This is a genomic window from Loktanella atrilutea (assembly GCF_900128995.1).
Taxonomy (GTDB): Bacteria; Pseudomonadota; Alphaproteobacteria; order Rhodobacterales; family Rhodobacteraceae; genus Loktanella; species Loktanella atrilutea.
Window position 1 is genome coordinate 32741 of the sequence record NZ_FQUE01000007.1, and the last position, 15410, is coordinate 48150.

The window sequence follows — 15410 nt, forward strand, 5'->3', positions numbered from 1 at the left end:
CTAGTCCTGTCGCAGGGTGGACCCGGCCGGTGGCTTGCGGCGGACATTGCGACGCATGTCCATCACGTAGCCGATGATTTCGGCGACGGCTTGCCAGTGTTCCACCGGTATGCGCTGATCCACCTCGACGGCGGCGTGCAGGGCGCGGGCGAGGGGACGGTTCTCGATCATCGGGATGTCATGCTCTGCCGCCAGTTCGCGGATGCGCTTTGCCATCAGGTCCGCACCCTTGGCGACGCAGACCGGCACATCGTCCATCCCCTGTTCGTACTTGAGCGCAACGGCGTAATGCGTGGGGTTGGTCAGGATGACGCTAGCCGTCGGCACTGCCTGCGCCATGCGCTGTCGCGCACGGGCCCGTCGCAAATCGGCGCGACGCGCGCGAATCTGCGGGTCACCCTCGCTGTCCTTGTTCTCGTCCCTGATGTCCTTCAGGCTCATCATCTGCTTCTTTTTCCACTGGTAACGCTTCCAGATGATGTCAGCGACCGCGATCGGGATCAGCATCCCGGTGGTGACAAGGAAGATCCAGCGCACCTTGTCCAGCGCGAGAACGGCAAGGCTTTCGGGGACGAAGCGCTGCGTCTGCGCCAGCGATTGTGCAATGTCCCGGACGGCGAGATAGGTGATGAAGCAGATTGCCAGAACCTTGGCGGTGTTCTTCAGGAACTCGACGAAGGCATCGACCGAAAACAGACGTTTGAACCCGGCCAAAGGGTTCAGCTTCGACAGTTTCGGCCTGATCCGCTCGGCGGCGACGACCGTGTCGCCCTGCACCATGACGCCGAACAGGGCCGCCAGCACCATGACGGATGCGATCGGAACCATCGCCATGCCCAGCGTATGGCTTAACTGCCCAAGCACGATGCCCGTATCTGCCAACCCGGCGTTGTCCGTTCCGATCTGAGTGAAGCTTGCGGATTGCAGTGTGTTCTGCAAGGCGGCCACCATGCGGCTGGCCGAGGCGGGAAGAATGAAAACGAGTATCATCAGCAGAGCGAAGACGACCATGGTGGTGCCCGTCTCTCTTGATTGCGGCACATCGCCCTTCTTGCGTGCGTCCCGCAATTTCTTGTCGGTCGGTTCTTCGGTATTCGAACTCTTGTCGTCTTCCGACATCTGATCAGAACTCGTAGGTCGTCAGCCAATCAGCAAACGGTTCCAGAAAACCGCGCATCATGGTCGGGGTCGCCAGCACCATCAGCGCCAGCCCTACGAAGATCAAGGCAGGCTGCGCGATGAAGAACACCTGGAGGCTTGCCATCATCCTGTTCGCCAGCCCCATTCCGATATTCAGGACCAGCCCGGCGATATAGAACGGGGCGGCGATCGACAGCCCGAGATAGAGGCTGACCTGCACGGCGCGGGCAAATTGATCGGTCAGTTCCGCCAGCATGAAGCGTCCAGGCGCGAAGACCTGATAGGACATCAGCAATGAGCGGATGATGACATGGTGCAGATCGGTGATGAAGATCAGTGCCGTAGCCCCCGCGATCAGCATGGCGGCAAGACTGGTGGCGCCTTCCATCGCCCCGGTGTTGGGGGCAAGGGCATTGGCGAGGCCGGACATCAGCGCGATCTGGTAGCCCGCGAACTGCAAGGCCGACAGCAGCGTCCGTCCGACCAGTCCGATCCATAGGCCAACGGTGATTTCCGCACCGAAGAGTGACAGCAGTGCGATGGGGCGATCCTCTGCGATGGGGCCGACGCCGGAGGCGGGGAAAAGCGCCGCGCTTAGAATCAGGCCGAACAGCAGTCGCTGGCGGACGGGAACAGAGGTTTCGGCAAATCCCGGCATGAATAGAAGGGCGGACCCGATCCGCGCGAAGACGGCGAAGTAGCCCATGACCGTGCCGGTCAGCAGGGTGGACAGATCCACTTGCTACGATCCGATGGTGGCGACGGTCCGCAATGACACCTTGCGGTGGATCTCCGCATTGGAAATCACCGGTGTCATCGGGCTGACCCGTTCAAGCATCGAACGGATGTAGGATCGCGCCTCTGGATTGACCATGATGGCGGGCCAGACGTCATCGCTGGCAAACCGCTGGATTTGCTGGCGCGACTGCAGCACGAATTCCTGCACGCGCTTGGGCGACATGACGAAGCTGCGGTCATCGCCGACGCTCTTGATGGCCTCGATGAACTCCACCTCCCATGCGGGCGACAGGGTGATGACGGGGACGAAGCCCTGATCATCCAGCAAGCCCTGGCAAATCTGGCTCGACAGGCGGCGGCGGACATTTTCGAGGATCATGGCAGGCTTGGTCGTATGACGGGTGGCCTCGGCCATCGCCTCTATGATCAGCGGCAGGTTCCGGATCGACACCCTCTCCAGCAGCAGTTCCTGCAGGACCTTCTGCACCATGATGGCGGGCGAGGGGACGGGTAAATCGCTGACGAGTTTCTGGTAGTTGCGATCCAGACCGTCGATCGCCTCCTTGGTGCAGCTGTAGGTCAGCAGCTCCGCCATGTTCTCGTTCACGACTTCCGTCAGGTGGGTGGTGATCACGCTTTCGGGGTCCACCACGGTCAGGCCCCGGTCCTCGGCCTGTTTTGCCACAGCATTGTCGACCCACAGCGCATCGAGGCCGAAGGTCGGTTCCTTAGTCCGCTCTCCGGGCAGTTGCAGCGGGATGCCGTCGGGATTAATGACCATCATTTGGTTGGAACGGATATCGCCGCGGGCGACATCGACGCCGTGCACCTGAAAGACGTAGCTGTTGATTGGCAGGCTGGGGTCGTCCTTGATCCGGACCGATGGCAGGGGGAATCCGTATTTCTCGGCGAAGTGCTTGCGGAGGGATTTGATCTTGCTGGGCAGCACCGCATCGGGCCGATTGGCCAGTCCGACAAGTCCCTCGCCCAGGACCAGCCGCAGATCGTCGAGGCGCATCGGGTTGGTGTCGGACTCTGGTGCCGCCTTCTTCTGTTCCTCGAGGGCGTCGGCCTTGGTCTTCTGGTCGGCCGCCTTGGCGGCGTTGATCTGGATGAAATAGCCGAGGCCGCTCATCGCCGCCGCAAGGAGGGTGAAGACGAACAAGGGAAAGCCCGGCAGCAAACCGATCCCGAAGAGCAGAAGCGACGACATGTAGAGCGCCTTGGGAAAGTTCGACAGCTGCTGCATCACCGCTTCGTTGGCCGCACCGCGCGTGCCGCCCTTGGTGACGATCAGACCGGCGGCCAGCGACACCACGAGGGCCGGGATCTGGCTGACAAGTCCGTCGCCGATGGTGAGCGAGGTAAAGACGCTGGCCGCATCCCCGACTGACATGCCGCGCTGCACGACGCCGATGAGGATGCCGCCGATCACGTTGATCATCGTGATGATCAGCCCGGCGACGGCATCGCCACGCACGAATTTCGACGCACCGTCCATGGCGCCGAAAAAGGACGTCTCGTCCTCCAGTTCCTTGCGCCTCCGGCGGGCCTCGTCCTCGTCGATCAGACCGGCACCCATGTCGGCATCGATCGCCATCTGCTTGCCCGGCATCGCGTCGAGCGAGAACCGTGCCGCGACCTCTGCGATACGGGTCGATCCCTTGGTGATGACGACGAAGTTAATGATGACGAGGATCGCGAAGATCACTACGCCGATCACGAAGTTGCCGGCGATGATGAACTTGGAGAAGCCCTGAATGACGTCGCCGGCGGCCTGCATCCCCATGTGCCCCTGACTGAGGATCAGGCGGGTCGAAGCGACGTTCAGCGACAGGCGCAGCATGGTCGTGACCAGCAGCAGCGTCGGGAAGGAGTTGAATTGCAACGGCGATGGAATCCAGAGTGCCACCATGAAGATCAGCACGCTGAGCGACAGCGACACGGCAAGGCCAAGGTCCAGCAACACCGGCGGCAGCGGCAGGAACAGGATCGACAGCACGAGGGCCATGCCGATTGCAAAGCCGACGTCCTTGTTGCCGCGGAAGATGCCGAGTTGCGGCAGGATGGTGGACTTCCCGCTCATCCTGCGGGCCCGAACAGCGAGGAAGTATAGGTCGGCAGGATCGGTTGTATCGTCTGTGTCGAATAAAGCGACATGCGTGCGTTCGACGCGCCACCAAGGCTTGCCCCCCACGTCGCGCGGGCAACGACGATGTTCCCGCCGTCATCGCGTTGCGGGGACGGCGCGGCGCGGCGGGGAGGAGACCCGCCAGCGATGGCGATGAATTCGGGAAGTCTTGCGTTGGCGGCGGCGATGTTGCTGTGCAGTCGCGACAGGTAGATGTCGCGGTATTGCGGTTCCTGCGAGTGGTAGGACCCCGCAGCAGCCATCCAGTTGCCGGTCTGACGATATAATTGCGTCAGGAAGCGCGCGGCGTAGTCGACGTTCACCGCCGGATCGAAGCCCTGGGCCGCGTTCATGAATGCGTCGGGATGCCAGCGCATGTTGATCTGCATACAGCCCACGTCGATGGACCGCACGCCGGCGCGCTGTCGCTCTGCAATCCAGTCAAGTGCGGCGGCGCGACTGTCGAACAACCGGCCTTCGCCTTCGGCATTCACGGCATAGGGCCAGACCGTGAACTGACCGTTCCGTCGCGTGCCGGCCTCCTGCAGGCCGATGGCCAGCAGCATGTTGTCGGGAATGCCGTGGCGTGCTTGCGCGGCCAGAATTTCCTTGATGCAGATGCCGTCCTCGCTGCCGGCGGCAATCGGCGCACCGCGGGTCGACCCGGTCGGACGCTGGGACGAGACGTAGAACTGCCCCCATCCGTCGGCCAATGCGGCGGTGCTGCAACAAAGCCCCGTCAACCCGGCCAGAAGGATACGGCGCAGCCCCTTCATAAGCCGCCGTTTTCGACAAGGTCGAAGACGTTGTCGGACAGGGATTTCAACGTACCGTACATGAAGGGTGTCGCGACCAGCAACGTGACGAAGATCATCGCGATCTTGGGCACGAAGGTCAGCGTCATTTCCTGTATCTGCGTCAGCGCCTGAAAGAAGGCGATCACGAGCCCGATGGCGAGCGCCACGCCAAGGACTGGCGCCGATGCCAGCAGGACAGCAAGCAAGGTGTCGGAAATGATGTCGTAGGCTTGCGTTTCGTTCATGGCCTAGATCGGCATCCGCAGAATTTCCTGATAGGCTTCGACGAACCGGTCACGCACCGAAACGGCGACCTTGACGGTCGACTCCATGGCCATCATCGCTTCGACGACATGCTGGGTGTCGGCCTCGCCTCGCAGGCCGGCCTGTGCGGTCTGCTCTCCCGTGCGAAGCGTCTCGATCGCATTTTCGGACGCGCTGCGCACCATGTTGGAGAAATTGTTTTGGCTGGACTCTTCGGTCGCGGCCGCACCTTTTTCCCCCGTGATCGATTGGGACGTCCGGTATGCCCCGCGAACGGCGGCGGAGGAGACGAGGGATGTGGGGTCGCTCATGGCAGGGTCACTTCAGCAGGTCGAGCATCTGGCCGCGCATCCGGCGGCCGGCTTCGAACATGTTCATGTTGGCTTCGTAGTTGCGCGAGGCCTCGCGCATGTTGGCCATCTCGATGATCGGTTCGACGTTGGGCCGCTTGACGTAACCGGCCTCGTCCGCCGCGGGATGGGACGGATCGTAGTCCAGCCGGAAATCGGACTGATCGCGACCGATCCGATCCACTTCCACCAGGGTGGCGCCGCTATCGCGGTCGATCAGTTCGGCAAAGCTGATCGTCTTGCGGCGGAACGGGTCCTCGCCGGGCGTCGAGCCCGTCGAATCCGCGTTGGCCACGTTTTCCGATATGATGCGCAGGCGTGCGGTCTGGGCGGTCATCCCGCTGGCCGCGATGCGTGCGATAGACTGAAGCGGATCCATGCGTGCTCCTTACCTTCCGGTCAATGCCATCGTGAGCAGGTCATAGCTCTTGCGATAAAGCTGCGCGGCCATCCGGTATTGGTCGCTGGTCTCGGCGGCGCGGATTGTCTGCTCTTCCAGATTGACGGTATTGCCGTTGATCGAGGTATGGATTGCGGTGGGGTCGTCCATTTCCCGAATGCCCGCAGCGGAAGTCGTGCTCAGCCCCGGAATATGCCGCGGGTCCGTCGCCACGAGGCCGGAACCGGTGGTCCGGTTGCCATCGATCATCGCGGCAAACGATGTCACGTCGCGCGACTGAAACTTTGGTGTGCCAGCGTTGGCCACGTTTTCCGACGTCACCTTTTGCCGTGCGGCAAGCCACGTCATCCGGTCCGACGCCAAGCCAAAAATAGAAATGTTGGATAAGTTCATTTTTTTTACTGCCGCCGCTTTTATTCTTGTATAAGTCAATAATAGACGTAGCTCAAAGCGATTTATTCATGAAAGCGATCTTTTCCGAGCTGACAAGCTTTGCGCGTAACGCAGGCGAAGCCGCCATCAACGGTGAAGTCGAGGCCATCACCGGCATCACCTTGACCGCGGTTGGTCTTCAGCGCGTCCTCGGCATCGGCGAGCGGTGCATCGTTCACGGTTCTGCCGGCCCGGTTCAAGCAGAGGTCGTCGGTCTTGGAACCCATGGGACGGAGCTGCTGCCGTTTGGATCCTGGCGGGGGGTCGCAGCGGGGGACAGGGTCGAGGTCGATCCCGGCCGCGATGTCATCCGGCCGGATGAAAGCTGGAAGGGCCGCGTCATCAGCGCATCCGCCGCGCCGCTCGATGGCAAGGGTCATCTGCCCGAAGGCGACGTGCCGCGCCGTCTGCGCGGCTCCCCACCCAGCGCGTTCGACCGCAAGCGGATCGGGCCGAAACTGGCGACGCACGTGCGCGCGCTCGATATCTTCACACCCCTGTGCCGCGGTCAGCGTCTTGGCATCTTCGCAGGCTCCGGCGTCGGCAAGTCCACTCTGATGGCCATGCTGGCCCGCTATACAGAATGCGACGTGGCCGTGATGGCGCTGGTGGGCGAACGGGGTCGCGAAGTGCAGGACTTCATCTCCTCGGACCTTGGTCCGGAAGGGATGGAAAAGGCCGTGCTGGTCGTCGCCACCGGCGATGAACCGCCCCTGACCCGGCGACAGGCCGCATGGACCGCGATGGCCGTGGCCGAGCATTTCAGGGATCAAGGGCAGCACGTGCTCTTGTTGATGGACAGCGTGACCCGCTTCGCCATGGCGCAGCGCGAGATCGGTCTCGCCTCACGAGAGCCGCCGACAACGAAGGGATATCCGCCGACGGTCTTTTCAGAGCTGCCGCAGATGCTGGAACGTGCCGGTCCGGGGCCCGTGGGAAAGGGCGACATCACAGCGATCTTTACCGTCCTGGTAGATGGCGACGACATGAATGACCCCATCGCCGATGCGGTGCGCGGCATCACCGATGGTCATATCGTCCTCGATCGCCGCATCGCCGAGCGGGGGCGCTATCCGGCGATCGATCTGCTCGCCAGCGTCTCACGGACTTTGCCCGAATGTCATTCGGACGTCGAATATACCCTGCTGAAAGCAGCGCATCGCGCGCTTGCCGCCCATGCCGACATGGAGGAATTGATCCGCATCGGCGCCTATCGCAGCGGCAGCAATCCCGAACTGGACTGCTCGATTGCCTTCGCAGGCCCTTGCGAGTCGTTCCTGTCGCAGCGCAAACACGAACAGACATCGCCGGACATAGCATTCTCTGACGTCGCGACCCTGCTGGATCAGGCGGGTATCCGGCCGTAATGTGCGATCCGCTTGACGTGTCTTTCAGACCTTCGCCGCTTTCAATGTCTGCATTGAACTGAGGTGCTAAAGATCGCTTTGTCACGTTGTCCGTATCCACCGCGTAGCGATATCAAAGCGCTAAATGACCGCGCAGTAACAACCTAGATCATGACTTGGGTCCCTATGCATTTTACGACAGCCGGTAAAATCGTCGACGGGATTGGCGAAACGTGACCGATGGTGGCCGACATATCGCGGTCATCGGGGCCGGCATCATTGGGGCGACAACGGCGCTGGCACTGGTTCGCGTTGGCCGTCGTGTGACGATCCTCGATCCCGGACAGCCGGGAGGCGTGCAGGCGGCCAGCTATGGCAACGGAGCGTTTCTTAGCCCCGCGTCGATCATTCCCGTGTCCTTGCCGGGCTTGTGGAAAAAGGTGCCGGGGTTCCTGTTGGACAGCAACGGGCCGCTGACGATACGTTTGGCATCGCTGCCGCGACTGGCGCCTTGGCTTTGGCGGTTTGTCAGGGCGGGCGAAACCTGGGCTCGCGTCGAACGTACGGCCGCAGCCCTTGCGACCCTGCTGGACGGGGCGCAGGACCGGCATGCGGCGCTTGCGACTTCGATCGGGCAGCCGGAGCTGATCAAGCGGAAAGGTCTGATTTATGCCTATCACGACCGAAGGAGCTTTGAGGCCGATTCCACCGTCTGGTCCTTGCGACAACGTCATGGCGTTCGCTTGGACATCCTGTCCGTAGATGCGTTGCAGGAGCGCGCTCCGGGTCTTTCTTCGACCTATCGTTTCGGCGTTTTCCTGCCGGACGGCGCCCATTGCCACAGCCCCGGTGATTACGTCAGGGCGCTTGTCGATGGAGCGGTCGTTGAGGGGGCCGAGCTCTTGCAAGGTCGCGCCACAGGGTTCGACGTAAGGCAGGGGCGGCTGGTTGGATTGCTGACCGACGCGGGAAGGCTGGACTGCGACGGCGCGGTGATTGCCTGCGGTGCGCACTCTGCCGATCTGGCTTGTCAGGTTGGCGACCCGATCCCGCTTGAAAGCGAGCGGGGCTATCATGTGGAGGTGAAGACCGATGTCGCAATGCCGGAAATTCCCGTCATGCCGCAAGACGGCAAGATGGCGAATACGCCGACCCAAGGCGGATTCCGGGCGTCGGGGCAGGTCGAACTTGCGTCGAGGGATGCAAGTCCTGATTGGCGTCGCGCCGACATCCTGCTGCGCGCGCTGAAGGTCACGTGGCCCGCATTGGCGGTGCCCGGCGCCATCCAGAGCGTCGAACGGTGGCAGGGCAACCGACCATCGACCCCTGACGGGCGTCCGGTGATCGGGCGCTCTAGGGCGTGCGCCGATGTTGTGCATGCCTTCGGCCACGGGCACATCGGACTGGTCTCTGCCCCGCGGACGGCAGAGGCGGTGGCGGATTTGCTGGCAGGGCGAAGCGGCGATCTGGATCTGTCGCCGTTTTCGCCCGCCCGGTTCCGCCGCTGACATTGCGTCCGCCGCCGCTTTTGGGCAGACCGCATGGGGCCGACATAATGAAAGCCCCTATCCCATGTCCCGCCTGACCGCATTCGGCCCAGACTTTCCCTTCGCCTACGATGACTGGATCGCCCATCCTGACGGGTTGGGTTCCATACCGAAGGACGCTTACAGCACGCGGGTCGCCGTGATCGGCGCGGGTGCCGCAGGCATCACGGCGGCCTTCGAGTTGATGAAGCTGGGCCTGCACCCGGTCGTCTACGAGGCGTCTCGCTTTGGCGGACGTCTGCGGTCGCAGGCTTTCGACGGCGCCGACGGGATCGTGGCGGAACTGGGTGGCATGCGCTTCCCGCGCTCCTCGACCGCATTCTTCCACTATCTCGACATGATGGGATGCGAGACACGGCCGTTTCCGAACCCGTTGAGCATCGCCGCCGGGTCTACCGTCGTGGATCTGGAGGGCGAGACCTTCTTTGCCCGGCATCTGGACGACCTGCCGCCGCTCTACCGCGAAATCGCGAGTGCCTATGACGCCGCGCTGACCGATCAGGCGGCGTTTCCGGACCTGCAGGCCGCCGTGAGGGCCCGCGACCCCGCTGCGATCAAGGCCATCTGGAACCCGCTCGTCTCTCAATGGGACGAGCGCACGTTCTATGACTTCATCGCCGGATCGGAGGCATTTCGCGGGCAGAGCTTTCGCCACCGCGAGGTCTTTGGCCAAGTGGGATTCGGCACCGGGGGATGGGATTCGGATTTTCCCAACTCGATGCTGGAGATCCTGCGGGTCAACTTGCTGGGGCTGGATGACGACCAGCATCTGGTGGTGGGCGGCGTGGATCAGGTGTTGCGGCGGCTGTGGAAGGCAGCCCCGCCCTGCGCGCACTGGCCGGAAGGCACGAGCCTTGCCAGCCTGAACGGCGGCACGACCCGGTCGCGAGTCACAGCCATCCAGCGGCAGACGGACGGCGCGCTGCAGGTGACCGACCAATGGGGGAACGTCGCGTCCTACGACGCGGTCCTGGCCACGTGCCAGACCCATCTGCTGACCACCGCGATCGAGGTGGACGAGGATCTGCTGGCGCAGAACCTGTGGATGGCGCTGGACCGGACCCGCTACATGCAGTCGGCAAAGACCTTCGTGATGGTGGATCGGCCGTTCTGGCACGACCTCGATCCGGCCACCGACCGGCCGGTGTTGTCGATGACGCTGACGGACCGCCATACGCGGGGTACGTACCTGTTCGACAACGGCCCGGACCAGCCTGCGGTCATCTGCCTGTCCTATGCCTGGATGACCGATGCGCTGAAGGTCCTGCCACTCTCTGCGGACAAGCGTGTCGATCTGGCACTGAAGGCGCTGGCCAAGATCTATCCCGGTGTCAATATCGCGTCCCACATCCGCGGCACGCCGATCTGCGTCAGTTGGGAGGCGGACCAGAATTTCCTTGGTGCTTTCAAGGGCGCGCTGCCCGGCCATTACCGTTACAACCACCGAATTTTCGGTCACTTCATGCAGGACCGCCTGCCGGACAGCCAGCGCGGTCTCTTTCTGGCCGGCGACGGTGTCAGTTGGACACCGGCATGGGTCGAAGGGGCCGTGCAGACGGGTTTGAACGCGGTCTGGGGCATCATGACCCAGTTCGGTGGGCACAGCCCGGCGTCGAACCCCGGGCCGGGCGACATGTACGCGGACTGGGGTCCGGTCGTCCTGCCGTCCTGATTCCGGCATGAAAGAGCCTTGCATGACCCCTGATCATCGCGGACAGTCTGGTCGGAGACTGGCCGAATGGTTTCGGTCGTCACTGCATCACAACGGGCTTCGACATCCGGAAGAGCGCGGAAAGTGCCACATCGGGAAGCTGCCAACACATGGGAAAATAGATATGAAATCCACCGCACTCGCGTCCGCTCTGGCCCTGATCGCCACGACCGCCGGGACCGCCGCACTGGCTGAAACATGGAACATGCCGACCGCCTATCCGGCGGACAACTACCATACCGAGAACGCCCAGACCTTTGCCGACGAGGTCAAGACCTGCTCGAACGGCGAGCTGGAGATCGTGCTGCATCCGGGTGGATCGCTGTTCAAGGGTGACGAGATCAAGCGCGCGGTGCAACTGGGCGAGGCCGAGATCGGCGAGCGGCTGCTGTCGGCCCATGCCAACGAGGATCCGATCTTTGCCTATGATTCCGTACCCTTCCTGGCGACGTCGTTCGACGCGTCGGAAAAGTTGCGTGCCGCGGCGGTGCCGACCCTGACGAAGGTCATGGCGGATCAGAACCTGACGTTGCTCTATTCCGTGCCATGGCCTCCGCAGGGGCTTTATCTGAACAAGGAAGCCAATAGCCTGAGCGACCTGTCCGGGGTGAAGTTCCGCGCCTATAATGCCACGACCGCCCGTGTGGCCGAACTTGCCGGGATGGTGCCCACCCAGATCGAAGCGGCAGAGTTGAAGCAGGCACTGGCAACTGGCGTCGTCGAGTCGATGATCTCCTCCGGCTCCACCGGCGTGGACGAGAGCGTCTGGGAAGATGTGAGCAACTTCTACGACGTGAAGGCATGGCTGCCGCGCAACACGATCTTTGCCAATGCCGACGCCTTCGATGCCCTGTCGCCCGAAGTTCAGACCTGTGTGACGACAGCCGCCGAAGCGGCCCGGACGCGCGGGGCCGAAAAGGCGGCAGAGCTGTCTGACGGCTTCGTCAAGACGCTGGCGGACAACGGCATGACCGTCTCCGAACCCGGAGAGCAGCTGTCGGCTGACCTTAAGGGGATCGGCGACACGATGACGGCGGAGTGGCTGGACCAGACCGGCGAGGACGGCAAGGCGATCCTCGACGCCTACGGCGCCAACTGACCGAAGGCCCCCGCATGGCGACATGCGGGGGCGCCCGGTGCGGACCATTCACTTCACAGGCAGGAGCGGTGCCATGACGGCGATGCTGCGGGGCGGTCTCGATTCCCTTTACCGGATCAGCGGGCTGGCCGCAGCGGCGGCGCTGGTCGCGATCCTGCTGCTGGTCATCGCGCAGATGGTTGCGCGCTGGCTGGGCCTGCTGCTGCCGGGCGGGGCAAGCTATGCCGGCTATGCCATGGCGACGGCGTCGTTCCTGGGGCTGGCCTATACCTTTGCCCATAATGAACATATCCGCGTTGGCCTGTTCGTGGAACAAAGCGGTCGCTGGCGCCGCGGGTTCGAGATCTGGTGCTATACCGTGGGCGTCGCGATCGCACTGTTCTTTGCGTGGTACGCCATACAGGCACCGATCCTGAGCCATCGGATCAACGACGTCAGCCAGGGGCAGGACGGCACGCCGCTTTGGATTCCGCAATTGGGCATGGCAGTGGGGGCGAGCCTGCTGGCCATCGTGATGATCGACAATCTGGTGCAGGTTCTATGGGGCCGTGGCCTTGGGGTCGATGCGCCCGTGGCACCGGCGGAAGGACTGCGCGACGCGCTGGCGGGGCCCAAGGCCCGGGCCGCGATGTTCGGTCTTGCACTGCTTGTGGTCTATGCTGCCGTAAATGCGACGACCGGCTTCGATCGCGACGCCACGGGGCTGAAGATCGGCATTTTTCTGTTCGTCATGTTCTTCCTGCTGGGAACCGGTTTGTGGGTCGGGCTGGCACTGATGGGCGTGGCCTACATGGGGATGATTGGCTTTACCCCGCGCAACCCTGGCAGCTCCATGGCGATCACCGTCTGGTCGAGCGCGTCGAGCTGGACGCTGACTTCCCTCCCGCTCTTCATCTGGATGGGAGAGATCCTGTATCGCACCAAGCTGTCCGAGGACATGTTCAAGGGCCTCGCCCCCTGGCTCGCGCGGCTGCCCGGCGGTCTGCTGCACACCAACGTCGTGGGTTGCACGGTCTTTGCCGCCGTCTCGGGCTCGTCGGCGGCGACGCTGATGACCGTGGGCAAGATGTCGATCCCCGAACTGCGGTCGCGCGGCTATCCGGAATACATGATCGTCGGCACCCTCGCCGGGGCCGCGACGCTGGGCCTGATGATCCCGCCGTCGCTCACGCTGATCGTCTACGGCGTCAGCGTTCAGCAGAGCATTACCGCCCTTTTCATGGCAGGCGTGATCCCGGGGCTGGTGCTGGCCGGGCTCTTCATGGGTTACATCGCGCTATGGTCCGTGGTCCGTCCGCAGGATGCGCCCGACCCGGAGCCACGCATCGGCTTCATCGGTGCGCTGAAGAATTCGGTGCTGCTGATTCCGGTCATCATTTTGATCGTCTGCGTCATCGGGTCGATGTACGCAGGCATCGCTACAGCGACGGAGGCTGCGGCCTTCGGCGTCGTTGGATCTTTGCTGCTGGCGGCGGGTCAAAGGTCGCTCACCTTCGCCACCCTGAAGGAAAGCCTTCTTGGCGCCACCCGCACCTCTGCCATGATCGCGCTGATCCTGATGGGGGCGGCCTTTCTGACGCTGTCGATGGGGTTCACCGGCGTGCCGCGCGCCTTGGCCGGGGTCATCGCGTCGTGGAACCTGTCGCCTTATGCGCTGATCGCGGCGCTGACGGTGTTCTACATCATCATCGGCATGTTCCTCGACGGGATTTCCGCCGTGGTCCTGACCATGGCGATCATCGAGCCAATGATCACCGCCGCCGGCATCGACCTGATCTGGTTCGGCATCTTCATCGTCGTCGTGGTGGAAATGGCGCAGATCACCCCGCCCGTGGGCTTCAACCTCTTCGTGCTGCAAGGCATGACGAAGCACGACATGGGCTACATCGCGCGCACCGCGCTGCCGATGTTCGGGATCATGGTGCTGATGGTGGTCCTGTTGGTGCTGTTCCCGGGCCTCGCCACTTGGCTGCCTGACATGCTGCGGCAGGCCCCGGTGCCGGCGTGACGCGCGGGTTCATCGGGGTCCTCAGTCTCGATACCCGGTTCCCACGCATCCTGGGCGATGCCGGTCATCCGGACAGTTACCATCTGACTGCCCGTGTCCGCGTCGTGCCGGGGGCCGGACCGACCGAGATCGTGCGGGACGGACGTCCTTCGCAGGCCCTGACCGACCGCTTCATTGCCGCTGCCCGCGCGCTGGAAGCCGAAGGAGCGGTGCTGCTGACTTCGACCTGCGGCTTTCTTGTTACCGTACAGGCAGAGATTGCAGCGGCGGTCCGGATTCCGGTGCTGGTGTCGAGCCTGTCGCTTGTACCGCTGGTCCGGGCCGCGACAGGCGGGCGGCTTGTGGGCATCGTCACCGCCTCTACCCCGGCTCTCGGTTCGGCGGCGCTGGCCGCAGCGGGGATCGAGCCGGGCCATATTCGGATCGCGGGATTGCAGAACCATCAAGATTTCGCAGCGACCTTTCTGGCGCCGAAGTCCGCGCAACCCGTGACTTTGGATCAGACAGCCATAGCCACGGCCGTTGCTACGGTCGCAAGGGCGCTGGTCGATGCCACTCCAAAGATTGGGGCCATCGTGCTGGAATGCGGCAACCTGCCGCCCTATGCAGATGCGCTGCGGCGCGCCACGGGGCGGCCGGTCTTCACGATCCTCGACGGTGCCCGGCTGTTGGTACCGTCAGATGTCGGTTCGGGGCAGATTCAAATCAGCCAGCTGGGTTGACAGCAGATTCGGATCGTATGCGTCGGCGACCGGCAGGTCGACGATGAGCGTGGCGGGACCCGGCCCTGCCGTCGCCAACACCCCGCCGTCCGGCCCTGCAATCACCGACCCGCCACCGAATGTCATGTCGCCGTCCGCCCCGGCGTAGTTGGCGTAGACCACGGTTACGCAGTTTTCATAGGCGCGGGCAGGTACCAGCAGGCGTTGCACGTGCTCGAACCCTGCGGGGTTCGCCGTCGGCACCAGCAGCAGATCGCAGCCCTGCCGCGCAATCGCACGGGCGTGTTCCGGAAATTCGATGTCGTAGCAAATCAGCAAGCCGATGCGGACTCCATTCAAGGTGCCTACCCCCGGGGTCTGCGTGCCGGGGGCAAAGCTTGTCCGTTCCATCGGGCCGAAAAGCTGTAGCTTGCGGTAATGCAGCAGGGTCCTCCCGCTTTGGTCGATCAGCGAGGCAGCGTTGTAGACCCTGTTGCCCACGCGTTCGGCCCAGCCGAACGCGATCGCAAGTCCCGCATCCTGTGCAAGAGCGACGATCGCGTCCCGTGCGTCCGCCCGCAATGTGGCGTGAGCTTGCGGCTGGTTGTAGCCCGGCAGCAGCAACTCCGGCAGGACCGCAAGTTCGACACCGGCGGTGGCGAGCGCGCGAAGCCGCTGTCGCAGCATGTCTGGCGGTGCGGCAATCGGACCGTGCGGGGCTAGTTGCAACAGAGCGATTTTCATCA

General features: G+C 63.3%; 15 protein-coding genes and 1 pseudogene. 7 read left to right on the forward strand and 9 right to left on the reverse strand.

The genetic code is table 11. The features are described 5' to 3' along the window. Genes flhB through BUA54_RS14205 form a run of 8 tightly spaced genes read right to left on the reverse strand, consistent with a single transcriptional unit; the run spans window position 1 to window position 6252 of the window. Window positions 1–1119: a flagellar biosynthesis protein FlhB gene (gene flhB / locus BUA54_RS14170; RefSeq protein ID WP_072857917.1), complete on the reverse strand. Its 1119-nt coding sequence runs from the start codon at window positions 1117–1119 to the stop codon at window positions 1–3. 4 nt (window positions 1120–1123) lie between these two features. Further along, complete coding sequence (locus BUA54_RS14175) at window positions 1124–1879, reverse strand: flagellar biosynthetic protein FliR (protein ID WP_178352756.1); 756 nt, start codon at window positions 1877–1879, stop codon at window positions 1124–1126. Window positions 1880–1882: 3 nt separating this feature from the next. Then, window positions 1883–3964 carry a flagellar biosynthesis protein FlhA gene (gene flhA / locus BUA54_RS14180; protein WP_072857918.1) on the reverse strand — a complete coding sequence of 694 codons (2082 nt, stop codon included), beginning with the start codon at window positions 3962–3964 and terminating at the stop codon, window positions 1883–1885. After that, on the reverse strand, window positions 3961–4785 hold the full coding sequence (locus tag BUA54_RS14185; RefSeq protein WP_072857919.1) for a lytic transglycosylase domain-containing protein: 825 nt from the start codon (window positions 4783–4785) through the stop codon (window positions 3961–3963). Before BUA54_RS14185 ends, flhA begins: the two co-directional genes overlap by 4 nt. Next, complete coding sequence (gene fliQ / locus BUA54_RS14190; protein WP_072857920.1) at window positions 4782–5051, reverse strand: flagellar biosynthesis protein FliQ; 270 nt, start codon at window positions 5049–5051, stop codon at window positions 4782–4784. The genes BUA54_RS14185 and fliQ overlap by 4 nt, the downstream gene beginning before the upstream one ends. Before the next feature lie 3 nt (window positions 5052–5054). Next, complete coding sequence (fliE, locus tag BUA54_RS14195; protein ID WP_072857921.1) at window positions 5055–5381, reverse strand: flagellar hook-basal body complex protein FliE; 327 nt, start codon at window positions 5379–5381, stop codon at window positions 5055–5057. Between the two features lie 7 nt (window positions 5382–5388). Then, a complete protein-coding gene (flgC, locus tag BUA54_RS14200; protein WP_072857922.1) occupies window positions 5389–5799 on the reverse strand; it encodes a flagellar basal body rod protein FlgC in 411 nt (136 codons plus the stop codon). Between the two features lie 9 nt (window positions 5800–5808). Beyond that, window positions 5809–6252, reverse strand: a complete 444-nt coding sequence (locus tag BUA54_RS14205) for a flagellar basal body rod protein FlgB (RefSeq protein ID WP_245810688.1) — start codon at window positions 6250–6252, stop codon at window positions 5809–5811. A gap of 29 nt (window positions 6253–6281) precedes the next feature. Between BUA54_RS14205 and BUA54_RS14210 the strand changes: the two genes are divergently transcribed. The 7 genes and pseudogenes from BUA54_RS14210 (at window position 6282) to BUA54_RS14240 (ending at window position 14685) form a co-directional block, all read left to right on the forward strand. Continuing rightward, window positions 6282–7619, forward strand: coding sequence for a FliI/YscN family ATPase (locus tag BUA54_RS14210; protein ID WP_072857924.1), 1338 nt, complete (start codon window positions 6282–6284; stop codon window positions 7617–7619). Between the two features lie 212 nt (window positions 7620–7831). Next, window positions 7832–9106 carry an NAD(P)/FAD-dependent oxidoreductase gene (locus tag BUA54_RS14215; protein ID WP_072857925.1) on the forward strand — a complete coding sequence of 425 codons (1275 nt, stop codon included), beginning with the start codon at window positions 7832–7834 and terminating at the stop codon, window positions 9104–9106. 64 nt (window positions 9107–9170) lie between these two features. Then, on the forward strand, window positions 9171–10817 hold the full coding sequence (locus BUA54_RS14220; protein ID WP_072857926.1) for a flavin monoamine oxidase family protein: 1647 nt from the start codon (window positions 9171–9173) through the stop codon (window positions 10815–10817). A 163-nt stretch (window positions 10818–10980) separates the two neighbouring features. After that, a complete protein-coding gene (locus BUA54_RS14225; protein ID WP_072857927.1) occupies window positions 10981–11955 on the forward strand; it encodes a TRAP transporter substrate-binding protein in 975 nt (324 codons plus the stop codon). A gap of 82 nt (window positions 11956–12037) precedes the next feature. After that, window positions 12038–12481, forward strand: a pseudogene (locus BUA54_RS21565) (TRAP transporter small permease); the annotation flags it as partial. A gap of 204 nt (window positions 12482–12685) precedes the next feature. Then, entirely contained in the window at window positions 12686–13963 is a 1278-nt protein-coding gene (locus tag BUA54_RS20590) for a TRAP transporter large permease (protein ID WP_072858045.1), read from the forward strand. Continuing rightward, window positions 13960–14685: an aspartate/glutamate racemase family protein gene (locus BUA54_RS14240; RefSeq protein WP_072857928.1), complete on the forward strand. Its 726-nt coding sequence runs from the start codon at window positions 13960–13962 to the stop codon at window positions 14683–14685. The genes BUA54_RS20590 and BUA54_RS14240 overlap by 4 nt, the downstream gene beginning before the upstream one ends. Here BUA54_RS14240 and BUA54_RS14245 read toward each other — a convergent pair. Then, a complete protein-coding gene (locus BUA54_RS14245; protein ID WP_072857929.1) occupies window positions 14641–15408 on the reverse strand; it encodes a carbon-nitrogen hydrolase family protein in 768 nt (255 codons plus the stop codon). The two genes, BUA54_RS14240 and BUA54_RS14245, sit on opposite strands and share 45 nt — an antisense overlap. Between the last annotated feature and the right edge of the window lie 2 nt (window positions 15409–15410).